At 70.2% G+C, this 18889-nt stretch carries 15 protein-coding genes; 11 read left to right on the top strand and 4 right to left on the bottom strand.

Annotated elements, in window-relative coordinates:
* Window positions 1-48: 48 nt before the first annotated feature.
* Entirely contained in the window at window positions 49-1494 is a 1446-nt protein-coding gene (locus ABD156_RS32235) for a CCA tRNA nucleotidyltransferase (protein ID WP_344282476.1), read from the bottom strand.
* A 101-nt stretch (window positions 1495-1595) separates the two neighbouring features.
* Between ABD156_RS32235 and ABD156_RS32230 the strand changes: the two genes are divergently transcribed.
* The 9 genes from ABD156_RS32230 to ABD156_RS32190 all read left to right on the top strand — a co-directional run bounded on the left by ABD156_RS32230 (window position 1596) and on the right by ABD156_RS32190 (window position 12803).
* Window positions 1596-2102, top strand: a complete 507-nt coding sequence (locus tag ABD156_RS32230; RefSeq protein WP_009085315.1) for an NUDIX hydrolase — start codon at window positions 1596-1598, stop codon at window positions 2100-2102.
* A 14-nt stretch (window positions 2103-2116) separates the two neighbouring features.
* Window positions 2117-4279, top strand: coding sequence for a DUF6049 family protein (locus tag ABD156_RS32225; RefSeq protein WP_344282473.1), 2163 nt, complete (start codon window positions 2117-2119; stop codon window positions 4277-4279).
* A 696-nt stretch (window positions 4280-4975) separates the two neighbouring features.
* On the top strand, window positions 4976-6754 hold the full coding sequence (murJ, locus tag ABD156_RS32220; RefSeq protein ID WP_344282470.1) for a murein biosynthesis integral membrane protein MurJ: 1779 nt from the start codon (window positions 4976-4978) through the stop codon (window positions 6752-6754).
* Window positions 6755-6833: 79 nt separating this feature from the next.
* Complete coding sequence (locus ABD156_RS32215; RefSeq protein ID WP_344282467.1) at window positions 6834-8432, top strand: protein kinase family protein; 1599 nt, start codon at window positions 6834-6836, stop codon at window positions 8430-8432.
* Window positions 8433-8475: 43 nt separating this feature from the next.
* Window positions 8476-9141: an RNA polymerase sigma factor SigM gene (gene sigM, locus ABD156_RS32210; protein WP_344282464.1), complete on the top strand. Its 666-nt coding sequence runs from the start codon at window positions 8476-8478 to the stop codon at window positions 9139-9141.
* The gene (locus ABD156_RS32205) at window positions 9138-9944 is read left to right on the top strand and encodes a hypothetical protein (RefSeq protein WP_344282461.1); all 807 of its coding nucleotides are present in this window, start codon (window positions 9138-9140) and stop codon (window positions 9942-9944) included. Before sigM ends, ABD156_RS32205 begins: the two co-directional genes overlap by 4 nt.
* A 95-nt stretch (window positions 9945-10039) precedes the next feature.
* On the top strand, window positions 10040-11032 hold the full coding sequence (gene trxB / locus ABD156_RS32200) for a thioredoxin-disulfide reductase (RefSeq protein ID WP_344282458.1): 993 nt from the start codon (window positions 10040-10042) through the stop codon (window positions 11030-11032).
* Window positions 11033-11060: 28 nt separating this feature from the next.
* Entirely contained in the window at window positions 11061-11384 is a 324-nt protein-coding gene (gene trxA / locus ABD156_RS32195; RefSeq protein WP_009085330.1) for a thioredoxin, read from the top strand.
* A gap of 270 nt (window positions 11385-11654) precedes the next feature.
* The gene (locus tag ABD156_RS32190; protein ID WP_344282451.1) at window positions 11655-12803 is read left to right on the top strand and encodes an N-acetylmuramoyl-L-alanine amidase; all 1149 of its coding nucleotides are present in this window, start codon (window positions 11655-11657) and stop codon (window positions 12801-12803) included.
* 868 nt (window positions 12804-13671) lie between these two features.
* On the opposite strand, the gene ABD156_RS32185 is transcribed toward ABD156_RS32190, so the two are convergent.
* A complete protein-coding gene (locus tag ABD156_RS32185; protein ID WP_344282446.1) occupies window positions 13672-14316 on the bottom strand; it encodes a GNAT family N-acetyltransferase in 645 nt (214 codons plus the stop codon).
* A gap of 182 nt (window positions 14317-14498) precedes the next feature.
* Between ABD156_RS32185 and ABD156_RS32180 the strand changes: the two genes are divergently transcribed.
* Entirely contained in the window at window positions 14499-15818 is a 1320-nt protein-coding gene (locus ABD156_RS32180) for an aminotransferase-like domain-containing protein (protein WP_344282443.1), read from the top strand.
* Window positions 15819-15848: 30 nt separating this feature from the next.
* Complete coding sequence (locus ABD156_RS32175) at window positions 15849-16799, top strand: D-alanine--D-alanine ligase family protein (protein ID WP_344282439.1); 951 nt, start codon at window positions 15849-15851, stop codon at window positions 16797-16799.
* Window positions 16800-16930: 131 nt separating this feature from the next.
* Here the strand turns inward: ABD156_RS32175 and ABD156_RS32170 are convergent, their stop codons facing one another.
* Window positions 16931-17947, bottom strand: a complete 1017-nt coding sequence (locus ABD156_RS32170; protein WP_344282437.1) for a ParB/RepB/Spo0J family partition protein — start codon at window positions 17945-17947, stop codon at window positions 16931-16933.
* Complete coding sequence (locus ABD156_RS32165; protein WP_344282434.1) at window positions 17944-18867, bottom strand: ParA family protein; 924 nt, start codon at window positions 18865-18867, stop codon at window positions 17944-17946. Before ABD156_RS32165 ends, ABD156_RS32170 begins: the two co-directional genes overlap by 4 nt.
* Window positions 18868-18889 lie beyond the last annotated feature (22 nt).

Here is an 18889-nt window from a genome sequence, read left to right as displayed (position 1 = left end):
CAATGGGGGATCGTGGCGAACCCGCGATCCCGAATTCACTTCTTGGGACTATTCGCCCGAACCGAGCCCCTCCGCCTTCGCCCACTTCTTGAGCTCGGCGACCGCCTCGTCGTGCTCCAGCGGACCGCGGTCCAGCCGCAGCTCCTTGAGGAACTTCCAGGCCTGCCCGACCTGCGGGCCGGGCGGGAGGCCGAGCAGCCGCATGATCTCGTTGCCGTCGAGGTCCGGCCGGACGCGGTCGAGGTCCTCCTGCTCCTTGATCCGCTCGATGCGGGCCTCGAGGTCGTCGTACGTCGCCTGCAGCGCGGCCGCCTTGCGCTTGTTGCGCGTGGTCGAATCGGCGCGGACGAGCTTGTGCAGCCGGGTCAGCAGGTCGCCGGCGTCGGTGACGTAGCGGCGGACCGCCGAATCGGTCCACTCGCCGCCGCCGTACCCGTGAAACCGCAGGTGGAGGAACACGAGCTGGGAGACCTGCTCGACGATTTCCTTCGAGTACTTCAGCGCCCGCAAACGTTTGCGGGCCATCCGCGCGCCGACCACCTCGTGGTGGTGGAAGCTCACGCCGCCGCCGGGGGCGAACTCGCGGGTGGCCGGCTTGCCGATGTCGTGCAGCAGCGCGGCCAGCCGCAGCACGAGGTCCGGCTCGCTCGTCGGCTCGTGCGATTTCTCCAGCGCGATCGCCTGCGCGAGCACGGTGAGCGAATGCTGGTAGACGTCCTTGTGCTGGTGGTGCTCGTCGATCGCCAGCCGCATGCCGGGCAGTTCGGGCAGCACGCGCTCGGCCAGCCCGGTGTCGACCAGCAGCTCAAGGCCCGGCCGCGGATCCGCGGCGAGCATCAGCTTCGACAGCTCGGTCTGCACCCGTTCGGCGGTGATCCGGTCGATCTCCTCGGCCATCGACGTCATCGCCTCGACCACGCGCGGCGCGGCGGTGAAGCCGAGCTGCGAGGAGAAGCGGGCGGCGCGCATCATCCGCAGCGGGTCGTCCGCGAACGACTCCTGCGGCAGCGCCGGGGTGTCGAGCACCTTCAGCCGCAGCGCGTCCATCCCGTCGTGCGGGTCGATGAACGTCTTCCCGACGAGGTCGATCGCCATCGCGTTGACCGTGAAGTCGCGGCGCAGCAGATCGCCCTCGATGGTGTCGCCGAAGGTGACCTCGGGGTTGCGGCCGACGCGGTCGTAGCTGTCCGCGCGGAACGTGGTGATCTCCAGCGTCGTGCCGTTTTTGGTGACGCCGACGGTGCCGAACGCGATGCCGACGTCCCAGACCGCGTCGCCCCATTCGCTCACGATCTGCAGCACCCGGTCCGGGCGCGCGTCGGTGGTGAAGTCGAGATCGCTCGACAGCCTGCCGAGCAGCGCGTCGCGCACGCTGCCGCCGACCAGGTACAAGCTGTGGCCGGCGCGCGCGAAGCGCTCGGCCAGCTCGTCGGCAAGCGGGGACACTCGCATCAGTTCCGTCACCGCGTTCTGCTGGGCGACCAGGTTGTTCACTCGAATCCCACCACGAAAATGGCGCCACCACCGCGGACGCCGCCGGACACGGACACGGAGAGCCAGAGTACCCGGGCGGCCGTTTGCTCTAGCATCGCAGCATGTCTGGATCTGCCGGTCGCGCCGGACCGCCGACGCCGCGCCGGCGGCGACGGCGCCACCGCGGCAGGCGGCTGACCACGGTCGACGAGACCTCGGCCGGCGGACTGGTCGTCGACCCGGAGCGGGAACGCGCGGTGCTGATCGGGCGGCTCGACCGACACGGCAGACTGCTGTGGTCGTTGCCGAAGGGCCACATCGAGGACGGGGAGACGGTGGAGCAGACCGCGGTGCGCGAGGTGAAGGAGGAAACCGGCATCTCCGCGCGCGTGCTGCACCCGCTGGGCACCATCGACTACTGGTTCGTCGCGCAGCAGCGCCGGGTGCACAAGACCGTGCACCATTTCCTGCTCGAGGCCACCGGCGGCGAACTGTCGGACGAGGACGTCGAGGTGACCGAGGTCGCCTGGGTCCCGCTGGCCGAGCTGGAGACCACCCTCGCCTACGCGGACGAGCGCAAGCTGGTTCGCGGGGCAGCAGAACTTTTCGCGCCCGACGAGCGCGGCTGAGAGGGAGCACCCGAGTGAAGCGGCCCGCCGCCTTCTTGCTGTCCTTGCTGATCGTCGCCGCCACCGCGTTGTTCGGTGCGCCGGCGGGCGCGCAGGAGAATCCGTCGCCGGAACCCGCCCGGCTGCGGCTCGACCTCGGCCAGCTGGCCCCGCGCCTGATCACCAGCTCGGACCAGGCGATCACGGTGACCGGGACGGTGACCAACACCGGATCCCGGCGGATCGTCAAGCCGATGGCCCGGCTGCAGATCGGCGAACGCCTGGCCAGCCCGCGCGCGATGGACTCGGTGCTCGCCGGGAATCCGGTGCAGGACACCCCGCTGACCGACTTCTCGCTGCTCGCCGAGGACCTGGAGCCGGGGCAGAGCGCCCAGCTGAACATCACGGTGCCGCTCACCGGCCCGCGCGGCGCCGCGCTGCGGCCGGGGGTGTACCCGCTGCTGGTGAACGTGAACGGCACGCCGGAGTACGGCGGCCCGGCCCGGCTCGCCGCGGTGAGCTTGCTCATGCCGGTGCTCTCGACGCCGGGTCACGCGAACAACCAGGCGGCGCAGCGGCATTCGAAGCTGGCCGTGCTGTGGCCGATCACCGACAGCACCCCGCACATCCAGTCCGCGCCGTTCGGCGTGCCGATGACACTCACCGACGATTCGCTCGCCGACGAGCTGAGCCCGGGCGGACGGCTGTATTCCCTGGTCTCGGCGGCGCGGGCGGCGCAGGAGAACAACCAGAAGATCGGCGGTTCGCTCTGCTTCGCCCTCGATCCCGACCTGCTGCGCACCGTCGACGCGATGCGTGGCGGCTATCGGGTCAACGGCGGGGTGACGGGCAAAGGCGCGGACGCCGCGTCGAACTGGCTGGCGTCACTGCGGGCGCTGGTCACCGGCCGCTGCGTGATCCCGCTGCCGTTCGCCGACGCCGACCTCGCCACCCTGGGCAAGATCCGCGGCGCTGACGGCAATCCCGACGCCGGTCTGATGACCACGGCGCTGAACGGCACCGCGACGATCCGCCAGGTGCTCGGCGTCGAATCGCAAACCGGCGTGCTGTGGCCAGGCGGAACACCGGACGACAAGGCGCTGGCGGCGATTTCGGCCGGCGGCTTCCAGACCGTCCTCACCGACAGCGCGAAGCTGAAGGCCGGCGGTGACGACGAAACCGTCACCGGCGCGGCGACGCTTTCCGACGGCCTGCGCGCGCAGCCGACCAACTCGATGGCCACCGCCGGTCTCACCGGATTCGCGCCGAGCCCGCAGACGCCGACCACCTTCAGCGGAGCGTCGCAGCGCGCGGTCTCCACACAGAACGGGCTCGCCGCGATCGCGTTCGAAGCCGGGCTCGGCCGTACCGATGGCTCGACCGGCGGGCCGATGCTCATCGCTCCGCCGCGGCGCTGGGACGCCACCACCGACGAGCTGAACGCCTTCCTGTCCGGGCTCGGCAAGCTCACCAACGCGGGCGTGACGGCCGGGTCGACGCTCACCGACCTGCTGAGCAGCACCCCCGAAGGCAGCGCTTCGCTGGTCTCCGGCACCCGTTCGGACGGCGGCGCCGCGGTCGCCGACCAGCTGTCCAGTCTCGACCAGGACAGCGCGGGCCTGCTGTCGGCGATGCAGGTGGACCCCAGGAACCGGATCGAGCCGGGGGCGATCGTCGGGCCGGTGCGCGACGCGCTGGTCCGCGGCAGTTCGACCGCGTTCGGGCCGTCCGGGGCGTCCTCGTCCGCCTCGGCGAACGCGACCGCCGAACTCGCCGCGATCCGCGACCAGGTGACCGTGGAACAGCCGAAGCAAACGTTTGCGCTCGCGTCCGGATCCTCGCCGCTGCCGGTGTACGTGCACAACGACCTGCCGGTCGGCGTCACCGCGCAGATCGCGCTCAAGAACAGCATGGGCATCCGGCCCGAGAAGGCCAAGGACCTGCTTTTCCCGGCGAAGGGCGGGCAGACCCGATACGTGCAGATCGAGGCGCTGCGGGCCGGGCACCTGTCGGTCGATGTGTCGTTGACCACCCCATCGGGCACGGATCTCGGCGCGACCGCCCGGTTCGAGCTGACCTCGACCGAATACGGCCCGATCACCATCATCGTCACCGTCGCCGCTGGTTGCGCGCTGTTGCTGCTGGCGTCCCGGCGGATCTACCGGCGGATCAAGGAAAGCCGAGGCGGCACGCCCTGACAGCCGAAGGGGCCGGGTGCTCGCGCCCGTTCCCGATTACCCTGGGTCGGCGCTGCCACAATGGCAGAGGCCAGGGGACCGCCGAGGATTGGGCACGCGTTGGACAAAGAGCCGGGTCAACCACCCGAGCGTGCGGGTCGTCCTCGGCGGGACGGCGCGCCGCCGAGGCGGGACGACCAGCCTCCTCGCCGCGCGGTCCGAGACGCCCGTCGCCAGCCGCCCCCTCCGCCGCCGCCCGCCGACCGCAGGCAGCCGCCGCCCAACGGCACCCGCAGGATGCCCCTGCCCGACGAGCGTCCGCCCGCTGACCGGGCACCGTCCGACCGGGCTCAGCCGCGCCGGATCGACCCGCGCGGCGGCGAACCGCGCGACCCCCGTGAGCCCCGGGACCGCGCGCCGCGCCGTGTCCCGCCGCCGCCTCCTCCGAACGGCCAGCGCCCGGCCCCGACCAGGGCCGCGATGCCGCCGGTACGCAGGCCGCCCCCGCCGCGGCCGGCCGGGCCGCCGTCCGGACCCCAGCAACTTCCGCCGTCGGGTCCGCAGCCGCTCCCGCCGTCGAACCAGCCGCCCGCCCGCGGCCAGCTTCCGCAGCCGACGCCGCCGCCCGCGAACGCGCCGGGCCCGCCACCGCCGCCGGTGCACCGGGGCCGCAGCCCGCGTCCCGGCGCGCCGGTCCGGCCGTGGCAGGAAGAAGCGATGCGGGACCCGGACGCCACCCGGTTCATCCCGCGCACCGCGGGCGTCCCGCTGGCGGCTCCCTCGCGGTGGCCGACCGCCGACCCGGACGTGCTGCGCCCGTACGACGCGCTGGCCACCCAGGTCATGCCGCGGATCAAGGACGCGCCGCTCGCGCGTCCGACCGAGGCTCCGCAGCAGCCGAAGGACGAAGGCCCTTCGGTCGCCAAGGCGTCCGGCCGGATGGCGATCGCGTCGCTGATCAGCCGGATCACCGGGTTCCTGTGGAAGGTGCTGCTGGTCGCGGCGATCGGTTCCGGGATCGCGACCGACTCGTTCAACGTCGCGAACACGATGCCGAACATCATCTTCGAACTGCTGCTCGGCGGCGTGCTCACCAGTGTGGTGGTGCCGCTGCTGGTGCGTTCGCAGGACGACCCGGACCACGGCCAGGCCTATGCGCAGCGGCTGCTGACCACCGGCGTCACCGTGCTGTTCATCGGCACCGTGATCGCGGTGGTCGCGGCGCCGGCGTTCACCTCGCTGTACATCGATTCGTCCGGCGAGGCGAGCGCGGGCCTGACCACCGCGTTCGCCTATCTGCTGCTGCCGGAGATCTTCTTCTACGGCGTGTTCGCGCTGGTCTCGGCGATGCTGAACGCCAAGCACGTGTTCGGGCCGACCGCGTGGGCGCCGGTGATCAACAACCTGGTGGTCATCTTCACCATCCTCGTGGTGTGGCTGATGCCCGGTTCGATCGACACCGACCACCCGTCGATCACCGATCCGAAGGTGCTCACCCTCGGCCTCGGCGTGACCGGCGGCATCGCCGCGCAGGCGCTCATGCTGATCCCGCCGCTGCTGCGGTCGGGCTTCCGCCCGCGCTGGCGCTGGGGCCTGGACAGCCGGATGAAGGAGTTCGGCGGGCTGGCCCTGTGGGTCGTCGGCTACGTGGCGGTGAGCCAGGTCGGCCTCACGATCACTACCCGGGTGCTCACCAAGGGCACCTCCGGCGGCGTCACCGCCTACAACTACGCGTGGCTGCTGTTCCAATTGCCCTACGGCGTGCTCGGCGTCTCGCTGCTGACCGCGATCATGCCGCGGATGAGCCGCGCGGCCGCCGACGGCGACACGAAGAAGCTGGTCAGCGACCTGTCCTACGCGTCGCGGATCTCCACCGTCACGCTCGTGCCGATCTCCGCGGTGATGACGATCGTCGGCACCTCGATGGGCGTCGCGCTGTTCGCGATGGGCAAGGGGCCGATCGCGAACGCCGAGCGGATGGGCCAGGCGCTGGCGATCACGGCGTTCGCGCTGCTGCCGTACGCGCTGGTGATGCTCCAGATGCGGGTGTTCTACGCGATGAAGGACGCCCGCACGCCGACATTGATCATGATCGTGATGACCGTGGTCAAGGTGCCGTTGCTGTTCCTGTGCCCGGTGCTGCTGAACGCGGAGAACATCGTGCTCGGCGTGATGATGGTCAACGCGCTGACCTATGTGATCGGCGCGATGCTCGGCCAGGTGTGGCTGTGGGTGACGCTCGGCAACCTGCGCAGCAAGCGGGTGATCGGGGTGATCCTGTTCACCGTTGTGGCGAGCGTCCTCGGAGTCGGCGCCGCGTGGGTCGTGGGGCTGATCGTGCCCTCGTCGCTCAGCCCGGTTCCGCACGCCTGGATCAAGCTCATCCTGCAGGGAATCGTCGGGATCGCGGTCTCGTTCGGGGTGCTCATGGCGCTGAAGGTCGAGGAGCTGAAGCCCGTAACATCGAGGTTCACCCGATTGATCAAGCGCGGGTAACGATTGATTCACGACTCACGACGCTTCCCTGACCGATGATCCGGGTACCCTCGGTGCCGGGAGCGAAGCGGGAGAGAGCGTGGACACGAGACGAAGCGAGCAGGCGGGGGACGCCGCGGGCATTCGCGCCCGGGGCGGATCGCTCGCGCCCGGACGCGTCGTAGGGGACGGCCGGTATCGCCTGCTTGCCCAGTTCGGGGTGGACGAACGAGCCGCCGCGCACCTGTGGCGGGCACGCGACGGCCAGCTCAAGCGGGACGTCGCGCTGACCTTGCTGGTCGGCGATCCGGCGGATCCGGAGGCGGCCCGGCAGGCCCGGCGCACGCTGGAGCGGGCCGCGCACGCGTCGAAGTTCGGGCACGGCGGCGTCGCACGCGTGCTGGACGTGCTCAGCCTCGGCAGCGGCGTCACCTCGAGCGAGGGCTTGCTCGGCGTCGTGGTGGCGGAGTGGACCAAGGGCAGCGACCTGGTGGACCTGGTCGCGCAGCGCCCGGTGGCCCCCGCCGCGGCCGCGCGGATGGTGCAGGCGCTCGCCGAAGCGGTCGACCACGCCCACCAGAACGGCCTCGTCCTCGGCCTCGACCACCCGCAGCGGCTGCGGCTCACGCCGGGCGGCGCGCTCAAGCTCGCCTTCCCCGGCCCGCTGCCGGAAGCCACTCTCCGCGACGACGTCAAGGCGCTCGGCGCGGTGTTGTATCTGCTGCTCACCGGACGCTGGGCGCTGCCGGGCGGGCCGCCCGCGATCCCCGCGGCCCCGCTCACGCCGCAGGGGCACGTGGTGCCGCCGCGGTCGCTGGTGCCCGCGGTGCCGCCGGAGCTGTCTTCGCTGGCCGTGCGCACGATCGAGGACGGCGGCAGCGGCGGGATCCGCACCAGCTCGGCCATCCTGCGCGTGCTCGGCCAGGTCGCCGAGCAGGAGGAACGCACCCAGCTGATCAACGCGGTCGGCAAGAACGAGGCGGCCGCCGAGACCGACGGCACGATCTGGACCACGAAGAAGCCGGTGAAGGACGTCGCGCGGCGGCGGAAGCTGGCCTTCGGCGTCACCGTGCTGGTGGTCGCCACCGTGGTGATCCTCGCGTGGGGCGGGCTGATGCTGATCAACCTGTTCCAGGGCGACGGCAAGCCCACCGGTCCGGCGATCAACGTCGCGGCGCCGCCGAGCAGCGCTCCGGCGAAACCGGGCAACCAGGCCCCGCCACCGGCGAACCAGCCGCCCGCGGCGCCGAAGATCGGCGACCCGGTGGCCCCGAAGTCGGCGTCGCTCTACAACCCGCAGGGCTCCGGCGACAACCCGGGCCGGGCGAAGAACACGATCGACGGCGATCCGGGAACGGTCTGGAAGACCGACCAGTACCAGCAGCAGCTGCCCGCGCTGAAGCCCGGCGTCGGGATCGCGGTCCAGTTCGACAACCCGGTGAACCTCGCGCAGGTGAAGATCAGCGCGAACAGTCCGGGCACGAAGGTCGAGATCCGGTCGGCGGACAGCAAGAACCCGCAGCTCGACGACACCAAGGTGGTCGGAGGCGGCGACCTGAACGGGCCGGACACCACGATCACGCTGCAGCAGCCGACGCAAAGCCAGTACTTCATCGTCTGGATCACCCAGCTGGGCGACAACGGCGGCGACGGCTTCGTGAGCCAGATCGGAGAACTGAGCTTCCTGCCTGCGGCGTGAGCTGCGAGCACGACTCGGCGGGCGACTCAGTAGGCTCTGCCGGGTGACGGCTGCAGCTCCCACGGATGCGGATCTGATCGCGGCGCACGCCGCGGGCGATCCGCATGCGTTCAGTGAACTGGTCCGGCGGCATCGAGACCGCATGTGGGCGGTGGCGCTGCGCACGCTGCGCGATCCGGAAGAGGCGTCGGACGCGCTGCAGGAGGCGTTCATCTCGGCCTTCCGCGCGGCGGGCAAGTTCCGCGCGGAATCGCAGGTCACGACCTGGCTGCACCGGATCGTGGTGAACGCGTGCCTCGACCGGATCCGGCGAAGGCAGGCCCGCCCGACCGTTCCGCTTCCGGAGACGGGGGAGTTCAACGAACCGGCCGCGCCCGGCGATTCGATGGCGGAGAAGGAAACCAGCCTCCTGGTCCGCAAGGCGCTCGACGAGCTGCCCGAGGACCAGCGCGCGCCGATCCTGCTCGTCGACGTCGAGGGCTATTCCGTGGCGGAGACGGCGAAAATGCTCGGCATCGCCGAGGGCACGGTCAAGAGCCGCTGCGCGCGCGGGCGGGGAAAACTCGCGAAGGTTCTCGGGCATCTGCGGAACCCGGACGGGGGTGGCGACGTCCCAACTAACGAAAGCAAACGCAAGCACGCCACTTCGGAGGGGTCCCGGAGTGCCGGGCGAGCCCAGCGCTCGCCGGGGAACGGGGAGGGACGATGACGGACGAGAGCCGGGGGGCAGGCGGAACCATCGGGCCGCCCTGGTCTGTCGACCTGCTCGCCGACCTCCACGCCGGGGTCCTCGACGACCAGGAGGCAGCACAGCTCTGGCCGCGGGTGAACGCGGATCCGGAGGCGCGCGCGATTCTCGAGGCCCTCGAAGCGACCACCGCCGACCTGTCCGCGCTCGCCGCGGAACCGGCCCCGCCGATGCCCGCCGAGTTCGCGGCAAGGCTCGACGCCGCGCTAGCCGCGGAGTCGGCGGCCCGGCAGGAGGCCACGTTTCCGGCGGCCGCACCACAGCCCGCACCACAAGCTGAGCAGCCGGTCGCGCCGGTGGTGGACCTGTCGGCCGCGCGGAAACGGCGAAACCGGCAGCTCGGCTGGGGCGCCGGGATCCTGACCGCCGCCGCGGCCGCCGCGGTGGCCATCACGCTGACCGTTCCCGGTACGACCAAGACGGACACGTCCGGCGTCGCCGCGCCCGCACCGTCCGCGGTGGGCGGCCCGTCCGTCGGCAGCGACGGCAGCGGGGCGGAATCGCTGCTGGGCGGCGGTCTCGGCGTGCGGAACTACGGCCCGCTGCAGGACTCGAAGCGGTTCGACGCATGCGTCACCGCGGCGGGCATGGATCCGAACGTGCGGCCGGAAGGCGTGCGGCCGGTGACCGTCGGGGGCAAGCCGGGCGTGGTGGCGATTTACACCACCGGCAAGCTCGCGCAGTTCCGGCTGGTCGCGTTCGGCGCGGACTGCGGTCCGGGCAACGCGGACAAGCTGTTCGACAAGGTGGTCGGCAAGAAGTAGCGGCCCGGACGTAGCGGGCGTCACCGCCGGGAACACCTCCACCTACGATCGTGTTGAGCCTGGAGCACAGGTCATGACGAGCGGAGGGTTGACGGGTGGCTGCCGAGGAAATCAGGAACCTGATCGTCGTCGGGTCGGGTCCTGCCGGTTACACCGCAGCGGTCTACGCGGCGCGCGCACAGCTCGAACCGCTGGTGTTCGAGGGCACCCAGTTCGGCGGCGCGCTGATGACGACCACCGAGGTCGAGAACTTCCCGGGCTTCCGCGACGGGATCCAGGGTCCGGACCTGATGGAGGAGATGCGCAAGCAGGCCGAGCGTTTCGGCGCCGAACTGCGCGCGGAGGACGTCGAGTCGCTCGAGCTGACCGGCGACGTGAAGTACGTCGTCGCGAACGGCAAGCGCTACGCCGCCCGCGCTGTGGTGCTGGCGATGGGCGCCGCCGCGCGGTACCTGAAGGTGCCGGGCGAGCAGGAGCTGCTCGGCCGCGGCGTGTCCGCCTGTGCGACCTGCGATGGTTTCTTCTTCCGCGACCACGACATCGCGGTCGCGGGCGGCGGCGACTCGGCGATGGAGGAGGCGACCTTCCTGACGAAGTTCGCCAAGTCCGTGACGATCGTGCACCGCCGCGACGAGTTCCGGGCGTCGAAGATCATGCTCGAGCGCGCTCGCGCGAACGAGAAGATCAAGTGGCAGCTGAACTCGCAGATCACCGGCGTCGAGGGCGACGGGACGGTGTCCGGCCTGAAGGTGCGCGACACGCAGTCCGGCGACGAGAAGACGCTCGACGTGACCGGGTTCTTCGTCGCGATCGGCCACGACCCGCGCAGTGAACTGGTGCGCGGCCAGGTGGACGTGGACGAGGACGGCTACGTGCTGACCCAGGGCCGCACGTCCTACACGAACGTGCCCGGTGTGTTCGCCGCGGGCGACTTGGTGGACCGCACCTACCGGCAGGCGATCACCGCGGCCGGCTCCGGCTGCAGCGCGGCGATCGACGCGGAACGATGGCTCGCGGAGCACGGCGAGTCCGAGGCGCACGAGGCACCGGAACTGGTCGGCGGCGGTTACGGCGCCGGCGAGCACTGACTTTCCCACCGAGTTGAAGGAGCAAGCGATGTCCGAACCCGTGAAGGTGACCGACAAGTCGTTCGTGGACGACGTCCTCACCAGCGAGAAGCCCGTTCTCGTCGACTTCTGGGCGACCTGGTGCGGCCCGTGCAAGATGGTCGCCCCGGTGCTCGAGGAGATCGCGAAGGAAAACGGCGACAAGATCACCGTCGCGAAGCTCGACATCGACGAGAACCCGAACACGGCGCGTGACTACCAGGTGATGTCGATTCCGACGCTGATCCTGTTCCAGGGCGGCAAGCCGGTGAAGCAGATCGTGGGCGCGAAGCCGAAGGCCGCGCTGCTGTCCGATCTCGCCGACGTGCTCTGAGCCGGTCCACCTGCTGAGAACCCGGGCCTGCGGCGATTCGACCCGCCGACCCGGGTTCTCGCACGTTCGGGGGACACCCGCGCGGAGGGGTGTCCGCAGGTGCACTTGGCGTGTCTGCCTGGGGAAGACGCACCCGTCCGGCGGCGCACCGACCGGGCCTGCGTACTCACCGAGAGTTCACAGGGCACAATAGGTGCCTGGGTACACCCCTGCCCGGGTTTCTGTTTCGCATCGAGCCGGTTTCGGTGCCTGAGGAAGAGCGAGGAGTGCATGCGGGTACTCCGCCGCGGTGACGCCGGTCCCGACGTCGCCGAGATCAGGTCGATCCTTGCCGGGATGGATCTGCTCCCGCCGGTGGCGGGGACCGAGCGGTACAACACGTTCGACGTCGCGGTGGAGCAGGCCGTGCGCGCGTTCCAGCAGCGCCGCGGGCTCATCACCGACGGCGTAGTGGGCCAGGCGACGTACCAGGCGCTCAAGGGCGCCAGCTATCACCTCGGGAGCCGCCCGCTCCAGTACCTTTTGTCGTCGCCGGTGAACGGCGACGACGTTTTCACTCTTCAGGAACGGCTCACCGAGCTGGGCTTCGACGCGGGCCGCCCGGACGGCTACTTCGGCCCCCAGACCGAGCGCGCCCTGCGCACGTTCCAACGCGACATGCGGCTGACGTCGGACGGCATCTGCGGCCCGGCCACCATCCGCGAACTGCACCGCCTCTCGTCGCCACGCGCCCGCGGCGGCCGCCCGGTCTTCCTGCGCGAGCAGGAGCAGGTGCGCCAGGCAGGCCCGCGCCTGCGCGGCAAGCGCATCGTGATCGACCCGGGCCACGGCGGCGAGGACCTCGGTGTCGTCGCCGGCGGCCTGCGCGAAGCAGACATCGCCTGGGACCTGGCGCGCCGGCTCGAAGGCCGCATGCAGGCCACCGGCATGGAAGCCTTGATCAGCCGAGGCCCGAACCACAGCCCGACGGACTTCGAACGCGCCCGTTTCGCCAACGACGCCGGCGCGGACCTGTTCCTGTCACTGCACAGCGACAGCAACCCGTCGCCGCGCGCCCAGGGCGTCGCGAGCTTCCACTTCGGCACCGGCAACGGCACGACGTCCACCGTCGGCGAACTGCTGGCCGGCTTCATCCAGCGCGAGGTCGCCGCCCGCACTGGGTTGCTGGACTGCCGCACGCACTACAAGACGTGGGAAATCTTCACCCGCACGCGCTGCCCAGCCGTCCGCGTGGAAATCGGCTACCTGACCAACCCAGACGACGCCGCCCGCCTTGGCGACCCCGCCTTCCGGGACGTCGTGGCCGAAGGCATCCTCATCGCGGTGAAGCGCCTCTACCTCCTGGGCGAAGGCGACCAGCCCACCGGCACCTTCACCTTCGCCGACGTCCTGGCCCACGAACTCGCGAAGGCCGAATAACCCCCTCCCTCTCCGGCGGCCTTCCTTCCGGTCGCCTCAGGCCTTCCTTCCACACCCTCTTAACCCCTGCCTGCCCCCTGAGACGCCCTTCACCGGACTTTCATCGCCGAATCCCGCCAGGGCCACCTCCAGCACGCCCCAACCGGCTGCCGCCCCTCTGAGCGCTCCGCGCGCCCAGCCGCCGCTCCCCGTTTACCCGTACTGACCCGACCGCACCCCAGCCGACAACTACCCACAGTCACCACAACCCGCACCGCCCGCGGCCCAGCACCCCCAAGCCCCACCACGAGGTAAGCCACCACCCCACACACCGCCAACCGCGCCCTCCGGCACCCCACAACCGGAGCCACCCCACCGCTTAACCGGCGCCACAAGAACTTGCGCCGCGCCGCTCCAACCGCCACCACACCTGGGGGCAACCCCCGCCCTCACCGGGGGGCGTCCCCAGATCCATTCTATCCATCCACAGCTTTTCCACGGCCTCTATCTGCAATCTGTGGATAACTCGGGGGTTCTTCCACAGTTGTGCACAGGTACCGGGAGTGGGTGTTTCCCGGGCGATCTTGAGGTGGTATAGGGCCCGTCTGGCAGAGGCGGACGACCCCCAAGGCCCGAGCGACCGGCGGGGAACTGGGCGCGGGCTGACCTCGGTCGATGCCGTTCAGGCGGCTCCGAATAGGGGCCAATCGCGGCTGTCCAAGCAAGGGGTGGAAGTCCGGCGGGAAGCCAAACGCTCCGGTCGATCAGCACTGAGAGTAACGGCCGAGCCGGGTGGTACGGGTCGCAGGGAGCAACCCGGGCGGGTTGTTCATGGTGGGTGCCAGCAAGGTCATTCTGGCTGATCCGAAACAGCAGCGATAAGGAACAGTCAGGCTCGGCCGAGGCTCGGTTCCGCGGTCGTGATCGTCACCTGGCCGAGCAGCCGCTCCAGGGCCGCTTCGACGTCTTCCTTCCAGGTGATCGCCGAGCGCAGTTCCAGGCGCAGCCGCGGGTACTTCGGGTGCGGGCGCACCGTTTTGAAGCCCACGCTCTGCAGGAACGCCGCGGGCAGCACGCACGAGTGCTGGCCAAGCGGATCCTCGTCGTCGGGCATGGCGTCGCCGAAGGATTCGATCGCGCGGACGCCGCGTTTCGTCAGGTCTTTCGCCACGGCCTGCACCAGCATTCGGCCGAGGCCGCCGCCGCGGAATTCCGGCAGGATCTGGAACGCGGTGAGCAGGACGGCGTCGGCGCTGGGCGGCGACGTCGGGAAAGCGAGCGAGCGGGGCACCGCGTTCGGCGGGGCGTAGAGCACGAACCCGACCGGCAGCGTGTCGCTGTAGACGATGCGGCCGCAGGAACCCCATTCCAGCAGCACGCTGGACACCCAGGCTTCCTTCTCGACCTCGGTGGAGCCGTACTCCTCAGCCTGCGCCTTCAGGTGCGGCGCGAGCTCCCAGTACACGCACTGCCGGCAGCTTTTGGGCAGGTGCTCGAGGTTGTCCAGGGTGACGCCCACCACGCGACGTGACACCTGAAACCTCCCTGGACCCCGCAACTCCGGCCTCGACGCCCGCAAAAGCGCAGGCGGCACCGGAAGAACCTCCCCGAGGATAGGCCGATGTGACAAGCGCCGGAAGAGCGGGGAGCCGGAAGAGGCCGCGGTTACACTCGATGGATCTACCAGCAGGTACCCACCGAGCCCTCAGGTGTCCGATGACCGAGAACCGCCCAGCCAAGCCGCAGACCGGCCGCCACAATCTCGACCCTCATCTCGACCGGTACGCGGCGCGTACCGCGGGGATGACCGCATCCGAGATCCGCGCGCTTTTCGCAGTGGCAAGCCGGCCGGAGGTCGTCTCGCTGGCAGGCGGCATGCCGAACCTCGCCGCGCTGCCGCTCGACACGCTCTCGGCCCAGGTCGGCGAGATCATCGCCGAGGAGGGGCTCGTCGCCCTGCAGTACGGGTCCGCGCACGGCGTTCCGGCGCTGCGGGACCAGATCTGCGAAATCATGGCCCTCGAGGGCATCAAGGCGCACCCCGACGACGTCGTGGTCACCGTCGGTTCCCAGATGGGCCTCGACATGGTGACCCGGCTCTTCTGCGACCCCGGCGATGTCGTGATCGCCGAAGGCCCGTCGTACGTCGGCGCGCTCGGATCGTTTTCCGCGTACCAGGCGAACGTCGTGCACGTCGCGATGGACGAGCACGGTCTCGTGCCGGAAGGGTTGCGGGAAGCCTTGCGCCAGGCCGAAAAGGCCGGGCAGCGGGTCAAATTCCTTTACACGATCCCGAATTTCCACAACCCGGCCGGCGTTACCCTTTCCGTCGAACGGCGTCCGGAGATCGTGGAGATCTGCCGCGAGCACGGCGTGCTGATCATCGAGGACAACCCGTACGGCCTGCTCGGTTTCGACGGCCAGGCCTACCCGGCGCTGCGCTCGCTCGACCCGGACAACGTCGTGTACCTCGGCTCGTTCTCGAAGACGTTCGCCTCCGGCCTGCGCGTCGGCTGGGTGCTCGCGCCGCACGCGGTGCGCGAAAAGCTGGTGCTGGCAGCGGAATCCGCGACGCTGTGCCCGCCGACCTTCAACCAGATGATCGTCTCGCGCTACCTCGCGACGCACGACTGGAAGGGCCAGATCAAGAAGTTCCGGGAGAACTACCGGGAACGCCGCGACGCGATGTTGTCGGCGCTGCAACAGTATCTGCCGCCCGGCTGCTCCTGGACCAACCCCGACGGCGGCTTCTACGTGTGGGTCACCGTGCCGGAAGGCGTTGACACCAAAGCGATGTTGCCGCGCGCGGTCACCGCTCGGGTGGCGTACGCGTCCGGCACCGGTTTCTACGCCGACGGTTTCGGCTCCCGCCAGATGCGGTTGTCGTACTGCTACCCGACGCCGGAGCGCATCCGGGAAGGCGTGCGCCGCCTCGCCGCGGTGCTCGAGTCCGAAATGGACCTCAGCCGCACCTTCGGTAGCGTGAAGGCGCGCACCATCCCGGGGCCCGAGACCCCGTCTCCGGACACGGTCTGACCGGCCCAGCAACACTAAGGAGTTCCCACGGTGGTCGACCGTACCGTTGCCGTGCTCGCCGGCGGGCTTTCCCACGAACGCGACGTTTCGCTCCGCTCCGGGCGCAGGCTGTCCGCCGCGCTGCGGGCCGAGGGCCTCACGGTGGAGGAGTGGGACACCGACGCCGGGCTGCTGGAGCGGCTGCGCACGCAGCGTCCGGACGCGGTTGTCGTCGCCCTGCACGGCGGCGAGGGCGAGAACGGCTCGGTGCAGACCGTGCTGGAAATGCTCGACGTGCCGTTCGTCGGCACCCATTCGCAGGGCTGCCGCCGCGCCTGGGACAAGCCGACCGCGAAGGCGTTCGTGCAGCAGGCCGGGTTCTCCACGCCGGACTGGGTTGTGTTGCCTCACAGCACTTTCCGGGAGCTGGGCGCCCAGTCGGTGCTCGACGCGATGGTCGAGCGGCTCGGCCTGCCGCTGATCCTCAAGCCGGATCAGGGCGGGTCCGCGCTCGGCACGCAGGTGGTGCGGGAGGCGGCCGAGCTGCCCGCGGCGATGGTCGGCTGCTTCGCCTATGGCGACACCGTGCTCGCGGAACGGTTCGTAGACGGCGTTGAAGTGGCCGTCACGGTCATCGAAGGGGAGAACGGGGCCGAGGCCCTGCCTGCGGTGGAGATCGTGCCGGAGAGCGGCGTCTACGACTACACCGCGCGCTACACCGCGGGTCTTACCGACTTCTTCACCCCGGCCCGGATTTCCGACGAAGCCGCGAAGGCGGTCGGCGAACTCGCCGTCGGCGCGCACCGGTGGCTCGGGCTGCGCGACATCTCGCGCACGGACGCGGTGATCACGCCGGACGGGGGAGTCCACTTCCTCGAAGTGAACCTCTCGCCGGGTCTCACCGAAACCTCGACGGTGCCGATGGCCGTCGAAGCCGCCGGCACCACCCTCGGTTCAGTTTTCGCGGACCTCGTCGCGCGCGCCGTCGCCCGCGCGAACTGAAACCAGGCGGACGGGGGCGGGCGGCGGTCTGCCGCCCCTCCCCGCGCCGGTCGATTCCGGCGGCCACTCCGGGTGACCATGACCGCCTCGATCCGCAATCATCACCGTGACGAAACGACCCTGGGTGATCCCTAATCGGTTTCGTCGGCCTGATTCGCCGATTTTTCCCCGGAATTCGCGTCGATGATCCCGACGATCCGCTCGAGGTCGTCCACCGAGCCGAACTCGAGAACGATGCGCCCCTTGCGCCGGCCGAGGTCGACCTTCACCCGGGTGTCGAACCGATCGGACAGCCGGTTCGCGAGTTCCTGCAATCCGGGTGCCTGAATCGGCTTGCGGGGAGCGGCCTTCGGCTTGGCCGGCTTCTCGCTCTTCTTCAGCGTGACGGCTTCCTCGGTGGCACGCACCGACATGCCCTCCGCGACGATCCGCGCCGCCAGTTCCTCCTGGCTTTCCGGATCCTCCAGCGACAGCAACGCCCGCGCGTGCCCGGCGGACAGGACGCCTGCCGCCACCCGCCGCTGCACGGCGAGGGGGAGTTTGAGCAACCGGATGGTGTTCGTGATGACCGGACGGCTGCGGCCGATGCGACTCGCCAGCTCCTCGTGCGTCACCGCGAACTCGTCGAGCAACTGCTGGTAAGCCGCCGCCTCTTCGAGCGGGTTCAGCTGCACGCGGTGGATGTTCTCCAGCAACGCGTCCCGCAGCATCGACTCGTCGGCGGTCTGCCGCACAATCGCGGGGATCGCCTCGAGCTCCGCCTGCTGCGAGGCGCGCAGCCGGCGCTCGCCCATGACGAGTTCGTACTCGTCGTTGCCGAGTTCGCGGACCACGATCGGCTGCATGAGCCCGAACTCGCGGATCGAATGCTCGAGTTCGGCGAGCGCTTCCTCGTCGAAAACCTGGCGAGGCTGCTTCGGGTTCGGCTTGACCGAGCTGACCGGGATCTCGCGGTACACCGCGCCGGCGACCTCGCCGCCCGCGACCGGCTGGCCCGCGGCACCGTTCGCCGCGAACCAGCCCTTGTCCTCGCGCACCGCTTTCTCCGCAGGCGTGGCGGCCTCGGTCGCGGCCGGAGGAGGCGTCGCCGGTCCGGTCGGGATCAAGGCCGCCAGTCCGCGGCCGAGCCCTCCTCTGCGCTCAGTCATGTGGTGCTGCTCCTCTCGTTCACACCCCGCTCGGCGATCTCCTTCGCCGCGTCGAGATAGCTCATGGCACCACGTGAACCGGGGTCGTAGGCGAGGACGGTCTGGCCGTAGCCGGGTGCCTCGGACACCTTCACGCTGCGCGGGATGACGGTCTTCAGCACCGTGTCGCCGAAGTGGTTGCGGACCTCGTTGGTCACCTGGTCGGCCAGTTTGGTGCGACCGTCGTACATGGTGAGCAGAATCGTCGACACGCTGAGTTCGCGGTTCAGGTGCTGCTGCACGAGTTCGATGTTGCTGAGGAGCTGCCCGAGACCTTCGAGTGCGTAGTACTCGCACTGGATCGGGATGAGCACTTCCTGCGCCGCCACCATCGCGTTGACGGTGAGGAGACCGAGCGACGGCGGGCAGTCGATGAAGACGTAGTCGACGCCGATCTGGTCGAGCACCTCGGCCGACAGCGCCTCCTTGAGCCGCGTCTCGCGGTTCGCCATGGAGACGAGTTCGATCTCGGCGCCGGCGAGGTCGATCGTCGCGGGCACGCAGAAGAGGTTGGGGGACTGCTCGCTCTGCTGCGCGGCCTCGGCGATCGAGACCTCGCCGATGAGCACCTCGTAGATCGAGGGCGTCCCAGAGCGGTGGTCGATGTCGAGCGCGGTGCTGGCGTTGCCCTGGGGGTCAAGGTCGATCACCAACGTTTTCAGCCCGTGCACGGCGAGCGCCGCGGCCAGGTTGACGGTGCTGGTCGTCTTGCCGACCCCGCCCTTCTGGTTGGCGACGGTCAGCACGCGGCGGCGAGCCGGTCGGGGGAGTACCCCTTCCTTGGGGTGGAGCACGCTCGCGGCGCGAACGGCTTCTTCAGCGATCGGCGTCCAGCCCATCTCCTGGCTGGCCTCCGCGGAGTCGGACGGCGGGGGATTCACCGGTCTCGACACCTCCTCCTGG

The sequence above is a fragment of the Amycolatopsis albidoflavus genome (genome assembly GCF_039525725.1).
In the GTDB taxonomy this organism is placed as follows: domain Bacteria; phylum Actinomycetota; class Actinomycetes; order Mycobacteriales; family Pseudonocardiaceae; genus Amycolatopsis; species Amycolatopsis albidoflava.
The sequence above is the reverse complement of the archived record's forward strand: the minus strand, read 5'-3'. Positions and strand labels throughout refer to the sequence as shown.

Bases quoted from the DNA above. Each gene is read 5' to 3' on its own strand.
- ABD156_RS32230 (WP_009085315.1), top strand. From the start codon at position 1,596: ATGTCTGGATCTGCCGGTCGCGCCGGACCGCCGACGCCGCGCCGGCGG.
- ABD156_RS32205 (WP_344282461.1), top strand. From the start codon at position 9,138: ATGACGGACGAGAGCCGGGGGGCAGGCGGAACCATCGGGCCGCCCTGG.
- ABD156_RS32180 (WP_344282443.1), top strand. From the start codon at position 14,499: ATGACCGAGAACCGCCCAGCCAAGCCGCAGACCGGCCGCCACAATCTC.
- murJ (WP_344282470.1), top strand. From the start codon at position 4,976: ATGCGGGACCCGGACGCCACCCGGTTCATCCCGCGCACCGCGGGCGTC.
- trxA (WP_009085330.1), top strand. From the start codon at position 11,061: ATGTCCGAACCCGTGAAGGTGACCGACAAGTCGTTCGTGGACGACGTC.
- ABD156_RS32190 (WP_344282451.1), top strand. From the start codon at position 11,655: ATGCGGGTACTCCGCCGCGGTGACGCCGGTCCCGACGTCGCCGAGATC.
- ABD156_RS32170 (WP_344282437.1), bottom strand. From the start codon at position 17,947: ATGACTGAGCGCAGAGGAGGGCTCGGCCGCGGACTGGCGGCCTTGATC.